Annotated in this window: 21 protein-coding genes; 10 read left to right on the top strand and 11 right to left on the bottom strand. The window is 41.6% G+C overall.

All coding sequences use genetic code 11. The annotated features are described in order from the left end of the window. Positions 1–673: 673 nt before the first annotated feature. From V7L31_RS15425 to V7L31_RS15415, 3 genes are read left to right on the top strand one after another with little or no spacing between them, the layout of a single operon-like run. Positions 674–2,131, top strand: coding sequence for an efflux RND transporter periplasmic adaptor subunit (locus tag V7L31_RS15425; protein ID WP_334697030.1), 1,458 nt, complete (start codon positions 674–676; stop codon positions 2,129–2,131). Next, the gene (locus V7L31_RS15420; protein WP_334697029.1) at positions 2,103–2,369 is read left to right on the top strand and encodes a hypothetical protein; all 267 of its coding nucleotides are present in this window, start codon (positions 2,103–2,105) and stop codon (positions 2,367–2,369) included. Before V7L31_RS15425 ends, V7L31_RS15420 begins: the two co-directional genes overlap by 29 nt. Before the next feature lie 18 nt (positions 2,370–2,387). Continuing rightward, positions 2,388–5,537, top strand: a complete 3,150-nt coding sequence (locus tag V7L31_RS15415; protein ID WP_334697028.1) for an efflux RND transporter permease subunit — start codon at positions 2,388–2,390, stop codon at positions 5,535–5,537. 148 nt (positions 5,538–5,685) lie between these two features. On the opposite strand, the gene V7L31_RS15410 is transcribed toward V7L31_RS15415, so the two are convergent. The 4 genes from V7L31_RS15410 to V7L31_RS15395 form a co-directional block, all read right to left on the bottom strand. After that, positions 5,686–6,129 (bottom strand): TOBE domain-containing protein, encoded by a 444-nt coding sequence (locus V7L31_RS15410; RefSeq protein ID WP_334697027.1) that lies wholly within the window; start codon positions 6,127–6,129, stop codon positions 5,686–5,688. Between the two features lie 591 nt (positions 6,130–6,720). Next, positions 6,721–7,104, bottom strand: a complete 384-nt coding sequence (locus tag V7L31_RS15405; protein ID WP_334697026.1) for a nuclear transport factor 2 family protein — start codon at positions 7,102–7,104, stop codon at positions 6,721–6,723. Between the two features lie 227 nt (positions 7,105–7,331). After that, the gene (locus tag V7L31_RS15400; protein ID WP_334697025.1) at positions 7,332–7,583 is read right to left on the bottom strand and encodes a hypothetical protein; all 252 of its coding nucleotides are present in this window, start codon (positions 7,581–7,583) and stop codon (positions 7,332–7,334) included. Beyond that, positions 7,570–7,704 (bottom strand): hypothetical protein, encoded by a 135-nt coding sequence (locus V7L31_RS15395; RefSeq protein ID WP_334697024.1) that lies wholly within the window; start codon positions 7,702–7,704, stop codon positions 7,570–7,572. The genes V7L31_RS15400 and V7L31_RS15395 overlap by 14 nt, the downstream gene beginning before the upstream one ends. Here V7L31_RS15395 and V7L31_RS15390 point away from each other — a divergent pair. The 4 genes from V7L31_RS15390 (at position 7,703) to V7L31_RS15375 (ending at position 11,365) form a co-directional block, all read left to right on the top strand. Beyond that, positions 7,703–8,419 (top strand): class I SAM-dependent methyltransferase, encoded by a 717-nt coding sequence (locus V7L31_RS15390; protein WP_334697023.1) that lies wholly within the window; start codon positions 7,703–7,705, stop codon positions 8,417–8,419. The genes V7L31_RS15395 and V7L31_RS15390 overlap by 2 nt on opposite strands. 286 nt (positions 8,420–8,705) lie before the next feature. Further along, the gene (locus V7L31_RS15385; RefSeq protein WP_334697022.1) at positions 8,706–9,785 is read left to right on the top strand and encodes a M4 family metallopeptidase; all 1,080 of its coding nucleotides are present in this window, start codon (positions 8,706–8,708) and stop codon (positions 9,783–9,785) included. Positions 9,786–10,075: 290 nt separating this feature from the next. Then, positions 10,076–10,375, top strand: a complete 300-nt coding sequence (locus V7L31_RS15380; RefSeq protein WP_334697021.1) for a protealysin inhibitor emfourin — start codon at positions 10,076–10,078, stop codon at positions 10,373–10,375. Between the two features lie 78 nt (positions 10,376–10,453). Further along, positions 10,454–11,365, top strand: a complete 912-nt coding sequence (locus tag V7L31_RS15375; RefSeq protein WP_334697020.1) for a DUF4437 domain-containing protein — start codon at positions 10,454–10,456, stop codon at positions 11,363–11,365. Positions 11,366–11,399: 34 nt separating this feature from the next. On the opposite strand, the gene V7L31_RS15370 is transcribed toward V7L31_RS15375, so the two are convergent. Then, positions 11,400–12,869: an amidohydrolase family protein gene (locus V7L31_RS15370; RefSeq protein ID WP_334697019.1), complete on the bottom strand. Its 1,470-nt coding sequence runs from the start codon at positions 12,867–12,869 to the stop codon at positions 11,400–11,402. Positions 12,870–12,985: 116 nt separating this feature from the next. Here V7L31_RS15370 and V7L31_RS15365 point away from each other — a divergent pair, with 116 nt between their 5' ends. The 3 genes from V7L31_RS15365 to V7L31_RS15355 all read left to right on the top strand — a co-directional run bounded on the left by V7L31_RS15365 (position 12,986) and on the right by V7L31_RS15355 (position 15,339). Next, positions 12,986–13,780, top strand: a complete 795-nt coding sequence (locus tag V7L31_RS15365) for an aspartyl/asparaginyl beta-hydroxylase domain-containing protein (RefSeq protein WP_334697036.1) — start codon at positions 12,986–12,988, stop codon at positions 13,778–13,780. Positions 13,781–13,891: 111 nt separating this feature from the next. Next, the gene (locus V7L31_RS15360) at positions 13,892–14,899 is read left to right on the top strand and encodes a quinone oxidoreductase family protein (protein WP_334697018.1); all 1,008 of its coding nucleotides are present in this window, start codon (positions 13,892–13,894) and stop codon (positions 14,897–14,899) included. Between the two features lie 41 nt (positions 14,900–14,940). Then, entirely contained in the window at positions 14,941–15,339 is a 399-nt protein-coding gene (locus V7L31_RS15355; protein ID WP_334697017.1) for a nuclear transport factor 2 family protein, read from the top strand. A gap of 110 nt (positions 15,340–15,449) precedes the next feature. Here V7L31_RS15355 and V7L31_RS15350 read toward each other — a convergent pair whose 3' ends face one another. The 6 genes from V7L31_RS15350 to V7L31_RS15325 form a co-directional block, all read right to left on the bottom strand. Next, positions 15,450–15,926 carry a hypothetical protein gene (locus tag V7L31_RS15350; protein ID WP_179064172.1) on the bottom strand — a complete coding sequence of 159 codons (477 nt, stop codon included), beginning with the start codon at positions 15,924–15,926 and terminating at the stop codon, positions 15,450–15,452. 111 nt (positions 15,927–16,037) lie between these two features. Then, on the bottom strand, positions 16,038–18,434 hold the full coding sequence (locus V7L31_RS15345) for a hybrid sensor histidine kinase/response regulator (protein WP_334697016.1): 2,397 nt from the start codon (positions 18,432–18,434) through the stop codon (positions 16,038–16,040). A gap of 303 nt (positions 18,435–18,737) precedes the next feature. After that, positions 18,738–19,319 (bottom strand): hormogonium polysaccharide biosynthesis acetyltransferase HpsU, encoded by a 582-nt coding sequence (gene hpsU / locus V7L31_RS15340; RefSeq protein ID WP_334697015.1) that lies wholly within the window; start codon positions 19,317–19,319, stop codon positions 18,738–18,740. Between the two features lie 88 nt (positions 19,320–19,407). After that, positions 19,408–20,364, bottom strand: a complete 957-nt coding sequence (locus V7L31_RS15335) for a glycosyltransferase family 2 protein (protein ID WP_334697014.1) — start codon at positions 20,362–20,364, stop codon at positions 19,408–19,410. Positions 20,365–20,387: 23 nt separating this feature from the next. Next, positions 20,388–21,320: a glycosyltransferase family 2 protein gene (locus tag V7L31_RS15330; RefSeq protein WP_334697013.1), complete on the bottom strand. Its 933-nt coding sequence runs from the start codon at positions 21,318–21,320 to the stop codon at positions 20,388–20,390. Between the two features lie 134 nt (positions 21,321–21,454). After that, positions 21,455–22,282 carry a hypothetical protein gene (locus V7L31_RS15325; RefSeq protein ID WP_334697012.1) on the bottom strand — a complete coding sequence of 276 codons (828 nt, stop codon included), beginning with the start codon at positions 22,280–22,282 and terminating at the stop codon, positions 21,455–21,457. Between the last annotated feature and the right edge of the window lie 191 nt (positions 22,283–22,473).

The raw sequence follows: 22,473 nt of genomic DNA, 5'->3' as shown, positions 1-22,473 counted from the left end.
TCAGGAGTCAGGAGTCAGAATTCAGAATGAATTCTGTGCGACTGGCGGACAGCGCAGCGTTAGCGAGTCCGCGAGCGTCTTGATTCTGACCGGAGGCGGAGCGTCTCCGGCTCCGCTCCTGAATTCTGACTTCTTCTTCAATTCAAAATTCCCTAATCTGGGCCACCCTTGCTGGAATTTAGGGAAATGGAGTTTGCTCCTTTGTAACTCACGTGTAGCTGTAGACGCTAGCTTAATCTATGCCTGGATTACATGGTATTGCATGGTTTTCTGGCAAAACAAAGGTTTTAGAGGAATTATGGGTTATGTAGAAAGAAAATTTGCTTGTGTTCAAAAGTACATAAATATTTATGATTTTAATTTAGATAAGTCTAGATTAGTTTTATCAGTTTTTCATATCTAAGCCTTGTTGACGGTGATCTAAACACTTGTAGTACGTGACTTAGAGTAGCTATATCTGATTAGATGATTTTTTTGAGCGTAATCTACATAACAGGTTTCAGCATTAATTTGGTAGTAATTACTCTTAGCAAGAAAGTTGCATTGTATACTGTTACGTAGAAAAGACATTTATTACAAAATGCGCCATAGTTGATGTGAAATAAATAAATTTCAGGTTTTCTTAAGGAAATACCAAGGTTGGTATGCTTAGACAGAAAGTGGAGGTGAGACTGTGAGCGATGAAAGTGTTTCAGAAGTCGGGGTGGGAAAACCTGTAACCTCTGAAGATGCTAGCTTTTTGAGCAAATCAGAGCAGAAATCAAATCGGGTCTGGTTGAAACCATTATTCTTGGGTGCTGGTTTAGGAATTGCGATCGCCTTGGTTGGGATGGGTGTATTAAATCGTCTTTCATCTCGTCAACAAAGTGTGGTGGCAGATAAAACAGTCAATCCAGCGATGACAGTCACCATCGCCACAGTAGAAACCGCCCGTGTTGTCCGTACTCTCAAAACCACTGGAACTGTAGCAGCGAGTGATTTAATTCCGGTGCTACCGCAGACAAATGGCTTACAAATTAAAAGCATCCCCGCAAATATCAAAGAAGGAGCTTTTGTCAAACAAGGTCAAGTTTTAGCGGTGTTGGATGGTTCCATATTGCAAAGCCAAATTAGCCAAGCAAAAGCAGATGTGGAATCTAAACAAGCAGATGTGGCATCCAAACAAGCAGATTTAGCATCCAAGCAAGCGGATTTGGCATCAAATAAAGCAATTGTCCAGCAAAAACAAGCCGATTTAGCTCAAGCCAAGGCGAAGTTAGAGGAAGCAGCCAAAAATTATCAGCGCTATCAACAACTCGCTGACTCTGGAACGATTAGCAAGCAAGAACTCGATACTCGTTCTTATGCTGTAAAAACTGCCATAGAAGTTGTGAACCTGGCTCAAGAAAATATACGTAGTGCGCAGGCTAATATTGGCAGTGCCCAAGCCAATATTGGTAATGCCCAAGCGATCATCAACAGAGCTAAAGCTGATGTCAAGAGCAGTGCTGCTAAGGTGCAACAATTACAAACTCAGTTAGGACAAACGGTGGTGCGTGCGCCGGTTTCGGGAGTAATTGCTGAGAAGTTGGCTAGAATCGGCGATGTTACTGGTATACCACCACAAACCCAGGTAGGGACTGTGATTGGTGGCACACAAAAGCTATTTTCGATTATTCGAGATGAAAAGTTAGAACTTCAGGCGAAAGTGCCCGAAACTCAACTAACTCAGGTGAAAATTGGCGCATCGGTGCAAATTACTTCTGATGTCGATCAACGCGTGCGATCGCAAGGACGAGTCAGGGACATACAACCACAGATAAACGATCAAAGGCGTGAGGCGACGGTAAAAATTGACTTACCGCCAACAACTTTACTTAAACCAGGGATGTTTGCTCGTGCTGCAATTACGACTAACTCAGGAATGAGGATGGTAGTACCGCAAAAAGCAGTGCAATCCCAAGCAGACGCAAGTGTAATTGTATTCATCTTATCCGGCCAAGATATAGTCCACAGCCAGAAAGTAGAGTTAGGAGATCCTGGTAATGGCGACACAGTAGAAATCAAGAGTGGGTTACAGTTAGGCGATCGCGTCGTCGTTGATGGTGCAGGTTATCTCAAAGATGGCGACAAAGTTCGAGTTGCAAATTGAATGGGGAGATGAGGGAGTGTGGGGAGCAGGGGAGCAGGGGAGCAGGGGAGCAGAGGAGCAGGGGAGCAGGGGAGCAGGGGAGGCAAGGGAAGAAAAACTATTGATTATTTGCCCAGTGCCCAATCCCCAGTGCCCAATACCCAGTCCCCAATACCCAGTCCCCAATCCCCAGTCCCCAATCCCCAATCTCCAATCTCCAATCCCCAATCCCCAATCCCCAATTCCCAATCCCCAATGACTAATCTAAAATTTCCCAATGTCTTTTAATATCTCAGCTTGGTCGATCAAAAAACCTGTTCCTACAATAGTTTTATTTTTAATTTTGACAGTTGTGGGTTGGTTCTCATTCATATCCTTGGGGATTGATATTAATCCAAATATTGATGTGCCAACAGTTTCGATTAAAGTCACTCAACCAGGTGCAGGCCCGGCGGAACTAGAATCTCAAGTGACGAAAAAAATTGAAGATGCTGTCGCGGGGTTGGGCAATATCGATTATATGGTTTCCACCGTCAGCGATGGAAGTTCTCAGACGACAATCAATTTTGTTTTGGGTACAGATAGCGATCGCGCCACTAATGATGTTCGGAATGCGATCGCTCAAATTCGCCAAAACTTACCCCAAGATATCAACGACCCAATTGTACAACGCCTAGATTTTTCCGGCGGCCCAGTAATCACTTATGCAGTTAAATCAGATCGGCGTTCTGTAGAAGAATTAAGCAACCTCGTAGACCAAACCATTAGCCGCGCCTTATTGGGAGTCCGTGGTGTCGCCCAAATTCAGCGTGTGGGTGGGGTTGACCGAGAAATTCGCATTAATCTTAATCCTGACCGCTTACAATCTCTAGCGATTACCGCCACCCAGGTAAACGACCAAATTCGCGCTTTAAACATTAACTTACCTGGCGGACGCGCCGAAGTTGGTGGTAGTGAACAAAGTATTCGTACTTTAGGAAGTGCCACCAGTGTAGATATTTTGAAAACATACGAAATCCTCTTACCACAAGGGGGTTCCGTACCTTTATCCAGCTTGGGAACAGTAGAAGATAAATTTGGTGACGTGCGCCAAGCCGCCAGTTTAAATAATCAACCCGTGGTAGCTTTTCAAGTCTTACGTAGTACTGGCAGCGTTCTGGTGACGGTGGAACAAGGGGTAAAAGCAGCAATCAAAGAACTGGAAAAAACCCTTCCCCCAGATGTCAAGCTGGATTTAATTTTTACTAGAGCCGATATTGTCCGCCAATCCTACCAAAGTACCATTGATGAATTGATTCAAGCTTCGGTGCTGGCGGTCATTGTTATTTTAGTATTTTTACGAGATTGGCGAGCAACATTAATTACTGCTGTTGCTTTACCCCTATCAATAATTCCCACCTTTGCAGTCCAGCAAGCCCTTGGTTACACCCTCAACAACATGACTTTGTTGGCATTGGCGCTGGCAGTGGGCAACTTGGTAGATGATGCCGTCGTCGAAATTGAAAACATGGAACGCCACATGGCTATGGGGAAGTCAGCTTGGGAAGCTGCTTTTGAGTCTTCCGACGAAGTAGGATTAGCGGTAATCGCCAGTTCTGCAACGATTATTGCCGTATTTCTGCCAGTTGCCTTTATGGGTGGGATTCCGGGGCAGTTTTTTCAACCATTTGGTGTTACCGTTGCTGTTTCCACAATTTTCTCAACCCTTGTAGCGCGGATGGTGACGCCGATGATGGGGGCGTATCTTTTAAAGGAGGGAGAAGGGCAGAGGGGCAGGGGCGCGGAGGGGCAGGGGGGTAGGGGAGTAATAAAAATTTTTAATTTTAAATTTACGCTTCCAGGTGGCGGGAATGGAAGTAGAAAACTGATTACTGAAAAGCGCCGGGGCTTTCAACCTTATAGATCGCTGCTACAGTGGGCGTTACGCCATAGATTGACAACAATGGCGATCGCTTTAGCTTTTTTTATTGCCAGTCTGATGCTGGTTCCCTTGATTCCCAAGGGTTTTGTTGATGATGGCGATTTTGGCATTTCTAACGTATCTATAGAACTACCTCCTGGTTCCACACTAGAAGACGTGAACAAGGTAGTCACACAAGCAACTGACATCATCCGGCAAAACCCGGTAGTTGAACGTGTACTAGCAACGGAACAGATCAATTCTGCAACCCTTGCGATTAATCTCAAACCCAGAGAGGAACGAAATATTTCCCAAAAACAGTTTGAAGAACAAGTACGTCCTTCCTTTGGACAAATACCAGGAGCTAGAATTAGTTTTCAAAGTCAGTCGCCAGGTGACAGTCGCAAAGGTTTATCAATTGTCCTCAGAAGTGAAAATCCCCAAGCATTGAATCAAGCTGCTGATGCCTTAGAAAAGCAGATGCGATCCATCGCTGGATTAGTAGAAGTGTCTTCAACTGCGAGTTTAGTGAAACCAGAGATTTTAGTAATTCCTAACCCGCAACGGGCAGCAGATTTGGGGGTGACAGTGCAAGCGATCGCTCGTACAGCTTCCCTGGCTACTATCGGCGACAATGATGCCAACTTGGCGAAATTTAATTTGAGCGATCGGCAAATCCCCATTCGTGTCCAAATCGACCCGAAAGCCAGGGCTGATATTAACACAATCACCAATCTCCAAGTCTCCAGTCAAAATGGTAGATTAGTTCCCCTTGTGGCAGTTGCAGATATCCGCTTTGGTAGCGGCCCTGCTACCATCAACCGTTACGATCGCGCCCGTCAAGTTGCCGTAGAAGCCAACTTGCAAGGGATTTCTTTAGGAGAAGCAGTCCAAACAATCAACAAACTACCTGTGATGCAAAACTTACCCTCAGGAGTAATACAGCAACCTTCAGGTAGTGCCAAAATTATGCAAGACATTTTCGGTCGTTTTGGCGGTGCATTAGGACTGGCATTAATGTGTATCTATGCAATTTTGGTGCTGCTGTATAACAATTTTCTGCATCCATTATCAATTATGGCAGCCTTACCCTTTTGTTTAGGCGGCGCATTAGTAGCGTTGATGATTGCCCAAAAACCCTTGGGAATATATGCCCTGATTGGTATCGTGTTGCTTTTGGGGATTGTCACCAAAAACTCGATTCTGTTAGTTGACTATACAATCATCAACATGCAGGCAGGCAAAACCCAACGTCAGGCACTCATAGAATCAGGCGTGTCACGTCTGCGCCCAATTTTAATGACTTCTTTCGCAACCATCGCTGGGATTCTCCCTTTAGCATTAGGAATTGGTGCGGGTTCTGAAGTTCGCCAACCAATGGGAATTGCGATTATGGGCGGTTTCACAACTTCCACTCTATTGACACTAGTAGTAGTACCAGTAATCTTTAGCTACATTGATAACTTGCAGAATTGGATTAAGGATACATTGCGCTATGGCTTTGGTAAGAAACCACTGCGCCCATAAACATTAGAAACGCCATTAGGGAGTGACAAATAAAAAAATATCTAATTAACTCCTGTGGGGTGGGCAACATGAGCGCCCTATGGACTGGGCGCTCATGTTGCCCACCCCACAGTATTGGATAATTTATTAGCCAAAAATCAATACATTTCTATTCTCTAGCAATGACAATATCGTTAGATTTAATAACTGCATAAGCTTCTTTTCCCTCAGATAGTTCCAACTCTTCTGCGGAAGCTCTGGTGATAATTGAAGTTAATTCTACTTTATGAACAATCTCCAGAGTTACCTCACTATTAACTGCTCCATAAACAACTCGTTTAACGACACCTTTAAGAATATTGCGAGAGCTAACTTTTAGTGATTTCTTTTGAATACTACTTTCTCTATCAGGTTTTTGAGTATAAATATTTTCCTGTTCTTCTTGCTGAGTTGATGGTGATATTGGTGTTGAAGATTGCTGAGTAAGGCTACGCACTAGTTCCCGTAGAATCTCAGTCTTGGTACGTTGAGAATGTTCACAGAACTCCTCTAAAATCTTGCGCTCATCCTCTGAGGTTTGAAATGTAACCCATCCTTGTTCTTTTCTTGGCATAATAATATTATCAGTTTTGGTTATCTTGGTAAAATTCTACCAAGTATCAATTCGATATGTCGTTTTAGTAGTAACATTTTTTATCAGGCTTTTTGACATTTTTATCGCAAATTAATCAACTAATCTCATATAGTTAACTACATATATATTTATTTTTTTATAAATGCGAAATATTTTGTTACTAGAAATTGTCTCAATCATTACTAAAATATTACCAACTAAGATGGTAATGTCTTTATAATTAAGAACTCAGAAGTCAGAATACGCTAAACCTTAGCTATCTGCTAACAGTATGAATTTTGTACGAGTGGATGATAGCGGAGCGTAAAGCCTGCGGCATGGCAACTCTTAGAGACGCTGCGCGTAGCTTGCTTCCCCGTAGGGGTACGCTTAGAGCGAGTATTTTCGAGTCGCGTCTGAATAATATCATGTCCGGGTAATAACTTCCGATTAAACACCAATTTGGAGCCACGAATTAACTCTGTCTGTTGGAGTAAAGATTAACACCGATGCAACAAGACATTCTCTAAATCATTGAGTGTTTCAAAAGAGCGATTAGCAATTGGTTCGTCTGTTCGTTCTTTGCGCGGGTTAGGCCTTTGGGGTGGACGATGGAAGTGGACAGACTTCCATAGCTTGAATCAAGCCGTGTTCAAGGGTGAATCGATGGGCCACGTGCTGATCGGCAAGAACTGCGTAAGTCTTGTCACGCACGACTTGATGCACATCGACCAAAATGCGCCCAGCCTCCTCCAAGTAAAAGGAAACCGGCTCGACGTGCGGATTGATCTCGCTCCATTGCTCCGTCCAGTAAGCGCGAACTTCTTCAGATCCACGGACAAAACCGCCTTTGAACGCTTTCGGCCAAGCCACGTCCGCAGCCATGAGGGCAAGGGCAGCGTCAATGTCTCGCGCGTTGAAGGCTGCATACGCCGCACGGAGCAGTTCGATTTCTGGTGAAGGTTGATCTGACATAAGAGGTATGGTGAAGGAGATGCAGTATGGATTTTAGATCAATACAAAGAAAAGAAACTTAAAGACTCGATAATTGCTGAAAAATTCAATACATATTGCTTTGCAGATAACAAAGAACAGGTAATGGATTTACTACAAACAGTCTGCACCTCAGCGTCGAAACAATGCAGATTATTATTCAACACATTCAAGTGTAATCGATTTGTGATTTTTCGAGAACAGACTAATCAATGTGCGTAAAGCCTGATTGACAGCTTCTCATCAGTAAAATCCTCTCGTACATCGGGATCAAGTATTACCGCCCCATTTTCAAGGGTAAAGTGCTGTACAACACTTGTCTCATCAGTTTGATGAATGGTAACAGTATGTCTACCTCGATAAGCTTGGTAATGCTTGCCGCGATCGCCATCAGTAAAATCGGATTCTGGGAGCATATCGTTATCTGCGATCTCCAGCGGCTCAGAATTAACTTTGTTCATAAACTTTTCGTTCTGCTTTTGTGGCTTGGCGGCAACCGATAAAGTTCCTCGCACCGATGTAGAATATACCTCGGTAATGATGAATGATTAATTTAGTGTACTTCTGAGTTCCAATCCCCATGCAACAGTTATTTCCTGGAGAAGTATTCGCCAACACTGCGGATTTTGACACTGGTATTCGCCAACTGTTACCGCGATACGATGAGATGCTAGAAGTAATTAGCCGTTGTTTACCTTCAACAAGTCGGCGTATTTTAGAATTAGGCTGTGGTACAGGCGAACTTAGTCTCAAGACACTCAATCGCTTTCCAGATGCCCAAGTAATTGCCCTAGATTACTCACCTCGAATGGTGCAATTTGCCCAAGATAAAATCACAGCAGCGGGATATCAACAACGCTGGACTGGTATACAAGCAGATTTTGGCGACTGGGCAAATAATCCAGAGAACTTGGATATTGGTAGCAAATTTGATGCTTGTGTCTCATCCTTGGCAATTCATCATCTCCAAGATGAGATGAAATTGAAGTTATTTGAGCGAATTGCTGCTAGCCTTACTCAAGACGGCTGTTTTTGGAATGCAGACCCCACCTTACCAGAATCACCAGCCTTAGCAGAAGTTTACAAAGCGGCACGAGAAGAATGGTCACTTCAACAAGGAACCAGTTTTACGGAGATTCGCGCGAAGCTTGGCACAACTAGCACTCAAGGTTACTCTAGTCAAGACCAGCTAGCTAGCTTAGATGCTCATTTACAGATGTTGAGCAAAGCTGGATTTAAGACAGTTGCAGTACCTTGGAAATATTATGGTCTAGCGGTGTTTGGTGGCTGGCTGTGAGTAATTTCGGTTTTGAATGCCTAGACTTGAGATTCGCCTATCTCCAATGGGGATTTATCGGATTAACAGCTTGATAGTAACAAAACAGCAATAAATAACATTCTTTGTCTTTATAAGAACTAATATTTGAAGAAGAATTCAGAATTCAGGAATCAGAATCAAGACGCGACTCGAAAATACTCAGAAACCAGGGGCACAAAATTGGGATTCGTTTTTCTGTTCCTTTCTCCAGTGGAGTTAAAGTCGCTGTTTGCCATCACTTAGTTTTAAAAGGAGAATATCTTGGATGGCTCGAAATAAAAAGAAATCAGCCCGGTTCAAGGATGAGCATTCGCTTGACTCTAGATGTCCTATTTGTTGTATTGTCCCGCCCCATATACTTAAAAATGTCGTGGTGAATGGCAATCCCCAGCAGCGTAGTTGGGCTTTTCATACATTAAATATTTCGGCGCAATTTTTGGGACGAAGAAATGTCGTAGGTAATATCTCGTTTGCGCCTTCTCCGGGTGAGAAGCGTCGCACCATCTACGACGCCAAAAATGGACAGCAACTCCCTGGTACGCTGGTGCGTGGTGAGGGAGACCCCCCCAGCAGCGACCCATCAGTGAATGAAGCTTACGATGCGGCTGGTGCTACCTATGACTTGTTTCATGAGATATTCGATCGCAATTCCGTTGATGACAAAGGACTGCGTTTAGACTCCACCGTTCATTATGGCGTTAAATATGACAATGCCTTTTGGAACGGCGACCAAATGGTTTATGGTGATGGCGATGCAGAACTGTTTCAACGCTTTACGAAATCAATTGATGTGATTGGGCATGAGCTAACTCATGGTGTAACTCAGTATGAAGCTGGTTTACAGTATTATGGCGAACCAGGCGCACTGAATGAGTCCTTTTCTGATGTCTTTGGTTCCTTGGTGAAACAAAAGATCAAAAATCATACAGCAAAAGAGGCAGACTGGCTGATTGGTGAAGGTCTTTTGGTACCGACTATCAAAGGTGTCGCCCTCCGCTCGATGAAAGCGCCAGGAACAGCTTATGACGATCCAGTATTGGGTAAAGATCCCCAACCGGCCCATGTGAAGGATAAATATACTGGTACTGATGATAACGGCGGAGTGCATATCAACTCAGGAATCCCTAACTATGCCTTTTATCTAGCTGCGGTTGAGATTGATGGCTATGCTTGGGAAAAAACTGGCAAAATCTGGTATATAACTTTACGCGATCGCTTGAATGCCAAAGCAGATTTTAAAAAAGCTGCCAACGTCACCATTCAGGTTGCTGGCGAACTCTACGGTAGTGGCAGTAATGAGCAAAAAGCTGTGCAGAATGCTTGGCGAAAGGTAGGAGTTATTTAGATTCAGGAGAGACGCGATAAAAAATCGCGTCTGTACAAGAGTTATGAGTAGAGATACGATAAATCGTGTCTGTAAATAGTCAGTACTCACGACTGATTAATCTGTTGTTTGTTGTTGCTAAAGTGGGAGGTGAGAATTATCATCTCCCAATCTTTGTATTTATCTCAACTAAATATAGCAAGGGACTTGGAGGTTAGGACGTTAACTGATGATAAAACCTATATACAAACAGACTTTCAACCCAGTCCCTAGTCCCCAGTTCCCTGCCATAACACAACGGAGAGCAAAAAATGCGAGTATCATTTGAACGCACCGGCGGCTTTGCCGGCATCAGCAAGAAGATAACCGTTGATACAGAAACTCTCCCGCCACATGAAGCGGCGACACTCCCTCGACTGGTGGAAGTTGCTGATTTATTTAGGCTACCGGAACTAATTACCTCACCAAATCAAGAGAGCGATCGCTTTCAATATAAATTAACAGTAGAAGATAACGGTAAACAACATACGGTGACTGTCAGCGAGTCAGCATTGCCAGGAACCTTAAGACCTCTAATTGAATGGTTCCAAACCGTAGCACAGAAAAGGTAATTTGCTGAATTAGCAATTGAATTTTTAGAAAAAAATCCAGTTAACACAATCTAAAATTCAACAGGAGAAAGTGAAGTTGTGGGTAAAGAGAATATAAATTTTAATTCCGTAGAAGAAAACCAAACTGATGATTTTTTACACCTAGCATCTGTAAAAGAGGATTGGGGTGGAGACGGAAGAGGGCGCATGAATCTATCAGGAAGGCGCACAGCAATCTCCAAAGAGTATGTACCTCGCCAGTACCAATTTTTTGATACAAATGGCGTACCCGAAGAACACAGTTGGCGAGTAAATGGAATGCCAGATAATGTAGCATTTGGAAGCCGTCGCTTACTTACTTGGCATGACAATGGTGCATCAACGTCAAGAGTTGTAATACCACGGCAGTTTGAAGCACCGTCTGGCTTCTTTACTTCTGATTTGGAGATTTTTGTGCTTAAGGGTGCAATCCAAGTGGGAGAGTGGCAGTTAAGCAAGCATGGTTACTCCTTTATCCCGGCAGGTGTCAGAGTAGGCCCTTGGAAAGTGCTAGGTGATGAAGAAGCGGAAATTCTCTGGATGGAAAATGGTTCTCTCAAGTATAAATATTCACTAGATAATCATCTAGATGCTAAGTTAAGTGGCTTCATCCCAGCATTGGATAGCAAATTGCTACCGTGGGGCAATACAGATACAGTTCAATTTGTACAAGCAAATAAGAAGTGGCTAAGAAAAGATAGTAACGGGGGTGGAGTCTGGCTGCTTGCTATCTTGCCACATTATGATGGCAAGTCCCCAATGATTCAATGTTATAACGAGGAGGGCTATTGCCTAGCTGGATACTGTGATATTGGAGACCACCGATTTGTAAAAGATTATTTTGCTTATGGCCCTAGTTTTATCACCTCGCCTTGGCATAGAACAGATGATGGCAGTTTATTCTTTATTCGAGTTGATAGGGATTTATCACAAGTTGCAACAGTTTTGTCATATCCACATGGAAACCTATAGGCATTTTATGGAAAAAGGTTTGTGCATCAATAATCTAATTTCTTTTTAAATAACGTCCAGTAGGTGAACCCAAAACTTGTCCGTTGTTGTAGATAAGAATTCCACGTAAGAAGGTACTTTTTACCCTTCCAGTTAACTCCATTCCTTCAAAAGGTGTATAACCTTGTTGTGATTCTGACTCAGCCGCCCGTACCACAAAGCTTTCATTGGGGTCTACTAATACCAAATCAGCATCATAGCCAATAGCAATATCACCTTTTTCTAACAAACCAAAGCGCCGCGATGGGTTCCAAGATAACAACTTAGCGATATGGTTGTAAGACATTCCTCGCTTACTACCTTCACTAAATACACCAGAAAGTAAATATTCTGTACCGCCAAAACCAGACTTTGCTAACCAAATATTATTCGGGTCTTTAACACTTCTTTTTTGTTCAGCAGAACAGCAAGCATGATCGCTAACTATCCAATCTACCTGATTGTTGAGTACTGCTTGCCACAAGTATTCTACATCGGCACGGGGACGGATTGGAGGGTTGACTTTTGCCCAAATTGTATTCGGGGTATCGACATCTAATAACAAATGTCCGACAGTAACTTCTCGCCGAAAGTTGATATGAGGAAAAGCCGTTTGCATAGTCAAAGCTGCTTCCATTGCCTTACGCGAACTTAGGTGCAACAAATTGATATTTGCACAGTTAGTCTCATTTGCTAAATAAGAAGCAATACAAATTGCTAAACCTTCAGAATGAGGTGGACGCGCTGCGCTGTAAGCGTGTAATCCGCTAAGACTAGAATCATTTTCAACTATTTTGGTATAGGCGTTGAGAATTTCTGCAACTTCGCAGTGCAAACTCAAACTAATAGTATCTCGCGCTTCTGGATGTTCTGCCATCAAGCGAGTTAGACCACGCATAATAAATTCAAAATGGGCAAAATCGTACCGTTCCTCTTTATTAATCATCAAAAAGAGGTTTTGCTGGTCTGACAAACCATGTAACCCATAGCCGCCATAAAACATGAAGATTTTAAACGAAGAGACACCATGTTCCTCAAACAATAGAGGTATTTCGTCGATATGCTGGCTAGCTATAGGTGCGATGTGATAGCTATAATCTACAAAAAAATTACCTGCGGATAAAGCTAACACCTCTGGAAAAAAATCACGGTAGGAGCCGCCTTTGTTAAGATAATACTGCCCTGTACGGATGTAATTTAAGCTAGTAGTTACACCTCCCATTGCAGCTGCTTTGGTTTCAGTTACAGCATCTTTGTCGAGGGGTTGATAGATACCGACGTGCATGTGGGCATCTACGACTCCAGGAAAGCCCAGCAAGTTTTTGCCATCAAATACCTCTTTAGCCGTGTCTGGGCTAATATTAGCGGCAATCTGAGCAAATTTTCCATCCTGAATTCCTAAATCAAGTAGTTCGATTGCATCCTGATGGGGACGAACTACCCGCACATTTTTGATAATTTGATCTAATACGGGAGTTTCAGACACAGTATACCTCACACTAAAATGAGTTAGCCAGGAATTCCAACATTGAATCGGGACGAAGACCAAATTCCACTATTATATAAAGGTTTTTTATGAAATCAGCTTCGGGAGAAAAGACAATGGAAAGTTTTAATGAGTATCATATAGACCCAAAAGAATTTACTTTTCTCAAAAGTTTTCAAGATAACTGGCAAGCAATTAGAGACGAGTTTACACACTTTATTAAACAGGCATCTAATGAGGATTTAAAACTGGCTTACGATATTCTTGGCCCTAAAAGTAAAACGATTCAAACTAAGGGTGATGCCAAATACAGTGCCTTTGGAATTTTATTTCAAGGTATGTTTATCGAAAAATATATTCAAGTATATCAAATAAAATATCCTGATTATGGGTCAGAAGAAGCATCACAAAAAGCACTTGCCTTAAGAGAGAAATATTTCCCAAATTTGGCGAAATTAATAGAAAAAGTCAACTTTAATGATGATGAGATCATCAGAAATGTGTATTTTGGGACATTCCATCCAGGCTTGGATATCAAGCTACACGTGAACTACAACCCTCATACAAATCGTGGCTATCTAGGATTGATTGTACCAAAGGGAGATGTAGCTATGAAAATCTGCCATGAGCAGCTTTATTGGCATGAAGGCAAATTCCTAGTTTTAGATCATAGCTATCCACACTGCCCGCATAATTATACTAATTATGATAGAACTGTTTTGGTTGTAGACTTTTTTAAGCCAGACAAACCAAGAGAAGAAGTTATCCAATTTGAGAACGAGCAAGTCACCCAACGTATGCAAGAAAATCCTTACAGCTTAGGTGTTTTTGGTAAAAGTGATCAAGCGAAAGTAGAAGATTTTATCAAGTACGGTTTAACTCATCAATTAGAGTGGGATAAAGCTTTATAAGCTTGTAATGCCCACGGCAATTGTTGTAGGTGTGTGATGCTTTCAGCTAACGCACCTAAATTTATATTTATGAACATAGCTTCAAATAATTTGCCCTAATTGCTTCTACCAATGAATTTAAAAACTTACAAAAAGTTAAGAGCAAAACAACTGAATCCAGATTTTAAATCTGCTGTTGAAATTGTCGAAATTCCTATTTCCAAACCTGCTGTTAATGAAATTCTAATTCAAAACAAATTTGCTGGTATTAACGGTGGCTTTGACACTTTACTTTGTCGTGGTGATGTTCCACATTTTAACTTAATTCCTCCCTTCGATTTAGGTGTGGAAGCTGTGGGTGAAGTTGTCGCTATCGGTGAAAATGTCAAAGATTTTCAAATAGGTGATGCTGTCGTAACCACAGCGCGTGGTGGCGGCTATCGAGAATATCAGGTTATTGATGCAAACTTAGCGGTGAAGGTGCGGGAAGCAACGCCAGAGTTGCTAACACTAATGCCTACAGGTGTATCAGCTTTAGTGGCACTGGAACAAGTGGGGGAGATGAAAAGTAATGAAGTGGTTTTAGTGACAGCAGCAGCAGGGGGAACTGGCCATATTGCGGTGCAATTGGCAAAGCTAGCTGGGAATCATGTCATTGGTACTTGTAGTTCTGAGGCGAAGGCAAAATTACTGAGAGAATTAGGGTGCGATCGCATTATCAACTATCGCACAGAAAACCTCAATCAAGTCCTCAAGCAAGAATACCCCAATGGGATTAATTTGATTTTTGAGTCTGTAGGTAAAGCAGTATTTGATACTTGCGCTGAAAACTTAGCAGTGCGGGGACGTTTAGTAGTAGTTGGTTTTATCTCCGAATACGCAAATAATGTTGAGCAAATTACACAGCTACGCCTTTATCACCAACTATTTTGGAAAGCAGCTTCCGTGAGAGGCTTTCTCATGGCTCATTATAAAGAATATATGCCAGAGGCAAGCGATCGCCTTTTAAACCTGTATTACACAGGCAAACTGAAAGTTGCCGTTGACCCAACACAGTTTCAAGGTATGGAATCCATACCCGATGCTGTACAATATCTCCTCAGTGGTCAAAATTGTGGCAAAGTGGTTGTGAAATTTTAAGTAACACAGTATTAGCTTATATCTTCTAGTTGGAAGTGAGAATGACACAAGATTCAGAAAATACTTTAAAAGTTGCTCGACAGGCATTTGATAATCTGACGCATGGCATGTCAACTGGAGACTGGGAAGCTTTATTAGATATGCTCACAGAAGATTTTACCCTTTGGTTTCCAATGGGTAAATTTCACGGTTTAAATGTGGGAAAAGAGCGAGCTAGAGAGTTTTTCGAGTACGTTTTTGAATCCTTCAATCCTGGGCTAAAACTGACTAGCCTAGACCATGTTACCAGTAATGAAACTACTGCTGTCTTTGAGTTTCGGGACGAAGGCCCTTTATTCGGACAGCCCTACAAAAATCGGGTAGCAGTCTCTTTTGATGTGCGCGGAGACAAAATTTGTGGTTATAGAGAATACTTTGGGAGCGATGGAAAATCTTATTAAATAATTCGTAATTCGTAATGAAGCTCTCTACGAGACGCTAAAAGCGAACGCGGACTCGCTACCGCTACGCTAACGTAATTCGTAATTATGAATTATTTAATTTAATTTTGTTAGTTTCTTTCAGGGTTGAGTTCGTTGATTTCTTTGCACTTTGCCTCTGCGGCTTGATATGCCGTCAAATAGTCTTGACCGCCCAACATTACATCACCATAATATTCATAAGGTGGATCGCCATAAATTGGCAATGGGTCATCTTCTGGATAATCTTCTTTTGATTCTTCAATGATGGCTTTCAGTTTTTTAATAGTCAGACTATGTGCTGCAAAATACCAGAGTTCTTGGGGATTTTTGTTCAGATACGGTAATGTAGGATCGATAATACGGATATCAGAAGCGTCGCTTAGTTCAATCCAACTGTGTTCAACAGGTCTGTATGGCTTCCCAGCAAAAGCCAAAAATCCCTGAATATATCTTGCTCCTTCAGTGGACAATGCAGCTTTGTAAGCATTATCGAACGGAGTACTAGCTCTGCTGTTTATCAGTTCAGCAATTTTGATTGACAGCGTTTCATCCAATAGTTTGTTCATCAATAGCAAGGATTAGAGCAGCCATGAAAATATATTACCACTGCTACTTACCATTTTGCTTGGGCATTGGGCATTCACTAATGACTAATGACTAATGACTAATGACAAACTCTACTTTGTACTAATCACCATCTGTAAATTTATTAACAAGTCGCTTGAAGTGTAGGGCTTAGACAGAAGGGTTTTGACACTATTACCAAGGTTTTTAATCATTTCATGATTGAAGGCTAATCCACTAACACCAATAACTTTGATGTCTGGATTAATTTTTTTTAAAACATTGATAGTTGTTGGCCCATCCATATATGGCATCATCATATCAACCAACACCACACTAATTTCTTGTTGATGTTCTGCATATAGTGCGATCGCATCAATACCATCACTAGCTACTAAAACTCTATAGGCATTTTTTTCTAACCAGGTTTGAGTCACCTCTCGAATTGAATCTTCATCATCAACAACAAGAATCAATTCTCCATGCCCTGCTGGTAATTCCTGATTTCCAGCCAGTTTCTCATCTGTATCGAGTGTCTGCGTTACGGGTAAGCAAACTTGAAACTCAGTGCCTTTGCCCACTTCAGTAATTACATTTACAAAACCGCTATGGCTTTTGATAATGCCAAGTACTGTTGAAAGACCAAGCCCTGTACCTTTACCCAGTTCCTTTGTTGTGAAAAATGGCTCAAAAATTCTATCTACTATTTCTCTAGCAATTCCTGTGCCTGTATCACAGATACCAATCATCACGTAAGAACCGACCTTAGCATCAATATTCATTCGGGCATAGTAGCTATCAACCCAGAAATTCTTCGCATAAATCTTTAGGATACCGCCATGAGGCATAGCATCACGAGCATTAATACAGAGATTCATTAGTACTTGATGTAGCTGAGTAGCATCGCCAAAGATATTCCACAGGTTTTGCCCAGGAACATCAATGCGGATTTCAATTGCTCTGGAAAATGTTTGCTTAACAATATTTTCAATTTCTGAAATTATATTCTCTACCTGTAAGGTTTTAAAGTTACCTACAGAGCCGCGTGAAAACCACAGCACTTGTTTAACTAAATCTGCTGCACGTTTAACATTTGTTTCCATGATTGTCAGCCATTGCTGACTTTTTTCATCGGGGAGCTTTGCTTCTAAAAGTTGTACTGTCATCATTATGGGAGTCAATGCATTGTTGAGATCGTGGGCAATGCCACTTGCTAGAGTGCCAAGACTCTCCATTCGCTGGGGCCGGAGAAACTGCGCTTCGAGTTGTTTTTTCTCTGTAATATCGGAGTTGACAATCAGGATGGATTTAGCTTGTCCCTCATCATCATTTACTAATGTCCAGCGACTAGCAACAATTATCTCTTTACTTTGTTTTGTGACTTGATGTAACTCACCTTGCCATGAACCACTCTCAGCTAAAGTTTTCTGGATATTTTTCAGTTCGCAAAGACTTTGCTTTCGATACAAAAGCTGATTAGCATTCTTGCCTATTGCTTCTTCTGCCATCCAACCATAGAGATGTTCAGCCCCTTTATTCCAAAATTGAATTTGGTTAACCAAATTTTGAACGATAATCGCGTCTGTTGTAATATCAAGTAAAGCTGCTTGCTCACGGATTTTTTGTTCTGCTTCTTTACGTTCGCGCAACGCGGCTTGTTGTTCGGTAATATCAATTACAAAGCCCGCCATTCGAGCAACTTTCTCTGTAGAGTCTAAAAAGATATACCCGTTGTCTTCAACTGTGATGTAAGTGCCATTTTTTCGACATACCCGAAATTCAAGATGAAATCGTTCTTTTGTGGTTAAAACGCGTTTAACTTCTTCACTAAAGAAGTTTTTATCATCAGGATGAATCAACTCTAGCCAACGATTCAAACCTCCTAACATCTCAGGTAGAGAGTAACCTAATATTCCCTCTACATTACCACCGTATTGAATATCGTTGGTATGCAGATGCCAGTCGTAGAGAATCTGACCGCTTGCTTGAATTAGTGCTTGATATCTATTGTTCCATTCATCTAAAGCATCTGAATGACATCTCAGCTTTTCTTCTACTTGCTGTCGCTCCAAGATTTCCATCTCTAAACGTTTATTTTGCTCTGTAAGTGTTTTTGTCAGATTCCGTAAACGTAAATGCGTATTTATCCTAGCTAAAACCTCTTCATGTTCTAGAGGTTTAGTAATGTAATCTACTGCACCAAGATTCAAACCTCTGACTTTATCCACCTTGTCATTCATGGCAGTGATAAATATTACGGGGATATCTTGAGTAGCTGGATTTGATTTCAAAAGTCTACAGGTTTCAAAACCATCGATTACTGGCATTAATATATCTAATAAAATTAGATTTGGTAAGGCATACTCCGCCATACCAACGGCATTTATCCCATTTTCTGCTACTAAAACTTTAAAGTTGTAATACTCTAATAAATCGATCAATAACTGTAAGTTAACCGGGTTGTCATCAACTATTAAAATTACGTCTTTTTCATTGTTATTTAAATTCATAATTACCTCTTATAAAATTTTTTTAAAACTTCTCGAACTTGTTTGCCTTTAAAATAAAATATTTGGCACTCTAAAATAGAGCTTATAGCTTGGAAACACAAGTCTATGTGCAGAAAAAATACATAGCCTCTGAGCTATAGCACTGCAAATTGTAAGTAGTGTAGGATATGCCTATGCTACTTGCAATTTTAGCTATAAGATTGTGGCGATCGCACTTTCCTTTTCCAAAAGCAAATAAATATATATATAGAAAAGTAGGGGCATACAGCTAGCTGTACACTCCTACAATGTTTATCTATAAAATCACGAGTTTGTGGAGGGTTCAAGTTTTATCCTGACTGTCTTGGGACGACAGGGGCTTCCCCAACAAACCTGCCCAGAGGGCATATTAGTAAAAACACTACTACGAGCGCCAATTACGGCATTAGCCCCGATTTGTACTCCCGGCCCAACAAAACAATCTGCTGCTACCCATACACCATTATTAATGGTGATACTTGCTGTTTTTAACCCAAAGGCAGGATCTCTCAGATCGTGGCTACCAGTACATAGGTAACTTTTTTGGGAAATTACGCAATGTTCACCGATGTGGATCTGCTCTAGGCTGTATAAAACTACGTTATCTCCAATCCAACTGTAGTCGCCAATCGTAACTTTCCAAGGGTATGTAAAGCGGGCGGTAGGTCGAATTAATACACCTTTGCCAATCCGAGCGCCAAATAGTCTTAGCAGAGCGCAACGCAGAATATTTAAAGGTTGAGGAGTCAGGGGAAAAGCGATCGCTTGTACAAACCACCAGAATAAAATATACCAACCTGGACGCCCCCGGTCAAACCAAGATTGGTTATATTTGCGTAAATCTACGAAAGGTTGATCGTTAGTCATTTAATTTTAGATTTTAGATTTTAGATTTTAGATTTTCAATTTTTCCTTCAATCCAAAATTCAAAATTCAAAATCTAAAATTGTTACATTTAGGAGTCAATGGTCAATAACTTTCCTTCTGCTTTCCTGCTTCCCTGTTCCCCTGCTTCCTCCTTCGGGATAGTTGCAGTATTTAAGTGACCACCACAGTTACGTAATTCGTAAAGTTTAACGCCAATTTGATATTCATATTGACTTAGCAAGCGTGCATAAATATATCCGGCTTTGCCATCTAAAAAACCGCGTTGAATAATATAAAACAAAACAAATCGCAAAAATGGTTTAAATGGCAGGTGTACCCACACTTTTTTCAAAAAGCGCTTGCGTTGCACGGCATCACCAAATAGATTTGCGCCAATAGTACCGCTATCGTCTTTACCTGTGAGAATATTAAAATAAACACTGGCTTCCCAGTTAGAATAGCGGTTATGGCGTTCTAACCAGTGGTACAGATCGCGGAAGTCTTCGTGGAGCATATCATTTTTGAGATATCCAACTTTCCCCTGTAAAATCACGTGTTCGTGAACTTCGTTATCACCAGTATTCGGAATATCTTCTGTATTTAGATTTTCGTAGCGACCTTTTTTATGTTGAAATAAACGTAGATTCCAATCGGGATATTTACCACCATAGCGAATCCATTTACCTAAGAAAAATACGCGGCGATTGAGATAATAACCTGTATATTCCTGGTTTTGAATTGCTTTCTCAATTTCTTCCCATAGTTCTGAGGTAATGCGCTCATCGCAATCTACAATTAGTACCCATTCGTTCCGAAAAGGTAGATTATCTAAAGACCAATTTTTCTTTTTGGGCCAGCGTCCGTTGAAGTTGAATTGCACGACATTTACACCGTGACTTTTAGCAATTTCTATACTGTTATCGGTACTTTGAGAATCTACTACAAATATTTCATCTGCTCTGCTAAGGCTAGCAAGGCACGCAGGCAAGTTTACTTGTTCGTTTTTTGCTGGAATTAGTACTGAAACTGGTATTTTGGATGGCATAGGAGTATAAATTATGTTATTAGCTATTTCTTATTTGATGTAGAAAAAAGACCCTGAATAGCAGCATTTAAGTAACCAATCTGACCATAAGCATAAACAAGTTTGTCAAACCGTTCTGCTGGATCGGAGAAATATTGCAATGCCTTATACAAGCCGCGCACAAAGCGTTCGCTACCTCGCTGCAATTGAGCGAACCCAGCTTTACCAGCGAGTTGTTCTCGATAGCATTCACTGATACCCTGCCACCAGCCTCGGTTTAAAAACCAGGAGCGTTGGAGGCGTTCTGGGGCTACATTGTGAGCAACTAAGGCTTCGGGAAGATAAGCGACTTGCCAACCACGCTGTAGGGCAAATTCGGTCATTTGCAGTTCTTCATTAGATAAGAGATTTTTCCCCACTCGACCGAGATGAGGATCAAAACCGCCAATTTCTTCCAAAAAACTGCGGCGGATGGAGTAATTTAAGCCTCTGGGTGTTGAGCCAGGTTGCTCAATGTAGATGTTGCTGTCACCTAAATCGTATGCACCCAAATTTGCAGCTAGCCCTGGAGATAGCCATCGTGGTTGTTGGATTCCTGGGGGCCAGATGAGAGTGACTTTGCCTCCGGCGATCGCTAGTTTAGAATTATTGTAATAGGCAAAATATAAAACCTGTAGCCAGCCCTGACTGGCTACAGCATCGTCATCCAAATAAGCAAGAATATCACCACTGGCTACTTTTGCACCCGTGTTACGGGCGACAGATAAACCAATGGTGGGTTCAAAAACATACTTTAGGCGGGGATTGTGGGCCCTTTGTTCTACAACCTCACGAGTGCCATCGCTAGATCCATTATCAACTACTACAATTTCAAAGTCAGTAGCAAAATCTTGTGCTAAAAGACTATCAATTGCAGCCCCTAAATAGGTATCTCGATTGTGAGTACAGATAATGGCAGAGATTTGGGTGTCTGGCATAGATTTAATTTTGGATTTGAGATTTGGGATTTTAGATTAAAATCTTAAATCCAATGCACAACTGCTGAAAGCTAATCTAAACCAAAAGTTACTGACTCACCAACCGAGTTTCTTCGGAAATAATCTTTAAAACTTCACGTTTGTTGAATATGACTGTGTAAAACTACAAGAGTTTGGGCTAGTTGACTCAGGCGGGTTTCCAAGGATTGCTTGCGCCCTAACAGTTGACGTAACTTTTGGTAACGAGCGATCGCCATGCTAACATTGGGAACCTGATCTGCTGGACATGGGCGCGACCAGACTTTACCAGTATCGTCTACACCACAGAGGCGATAGCCAGTAATAGATGATTGATAAGATACTTTCCCACCACTCGCGCAAATTTCTTCTACGTAGTTCATTAAGCGGTCAACTTCCGCATGACGCAGTGTTGCAGTTCCTCCCGGTTCTGGTTCTTGGGGATTAGATTCTAACCAGCCATTGACAATTGGCCCTTCTAAGTAAATATCCTGAATTTGCTTTAAAATACTTTGTAATTCTATTTGCCAACCAGCGACAGTTTCCTGAATTTCTTGCAATAGATTCATCGCCAATGCGGGATTAGCACCGTGACGATGGTTACTAAAGCTCGGAGTTTTCAACTTTGGTAGACTGGGTGTTCTGTTACCATTCTCTTCTGCTTGAAAGGTCTGCACAGATTCATGGTGAGGAAAGAAATTTTGATCAGTTGGATAATCACTCTCCGTATCTACGCCCCAGTCAACAGTTTGTCCTTGTGATTTTACTTCCTCATGCTGAGAAGATTGAGTTGTTGTACTTTCTGTGGATTCGTTGGCTCCGACACTGATTCTAAAAGAGAAAGGTCGTTTTGTTGTCGAATCAACTGTTTCAGCGGCAGAGGCAGTACCGCGATTCCCTAAATCGTGTAGAGTTGCTTCAATGCGTTTTAAGCCTGCGTTCATAAAAATATCCTAAAGTTTGCTGTCCCCAGTGGTATCGAATAATTAAAAATGGGGTTGTTGGGATTTTTGGCTTTTGCCAGTTGTAGCATCAATGATGCTGGTGCTAATTTTATCCCTTAAAAGTTATTTGAAACCAAAAATCTCACCGATGACGTAAAAAACTGTGGTGATAAATCAGGAGTCAGAATACA

The sequence above is a fragment of the Nostoc sp. genome, from assembly GCF_036916655.1.
Taxonomy (GTDB): domain Bacteria; phylum Cyanobacteriota; class Cyanobacteriia; order Cyanobacteriales; family Nostocaceae; genus Nostoc.
The sequence above is the reverse complement of the archived record's forward strand: the minus strand, read 5'-3'. Positions and strand labels throughout refer to the sequence as shown.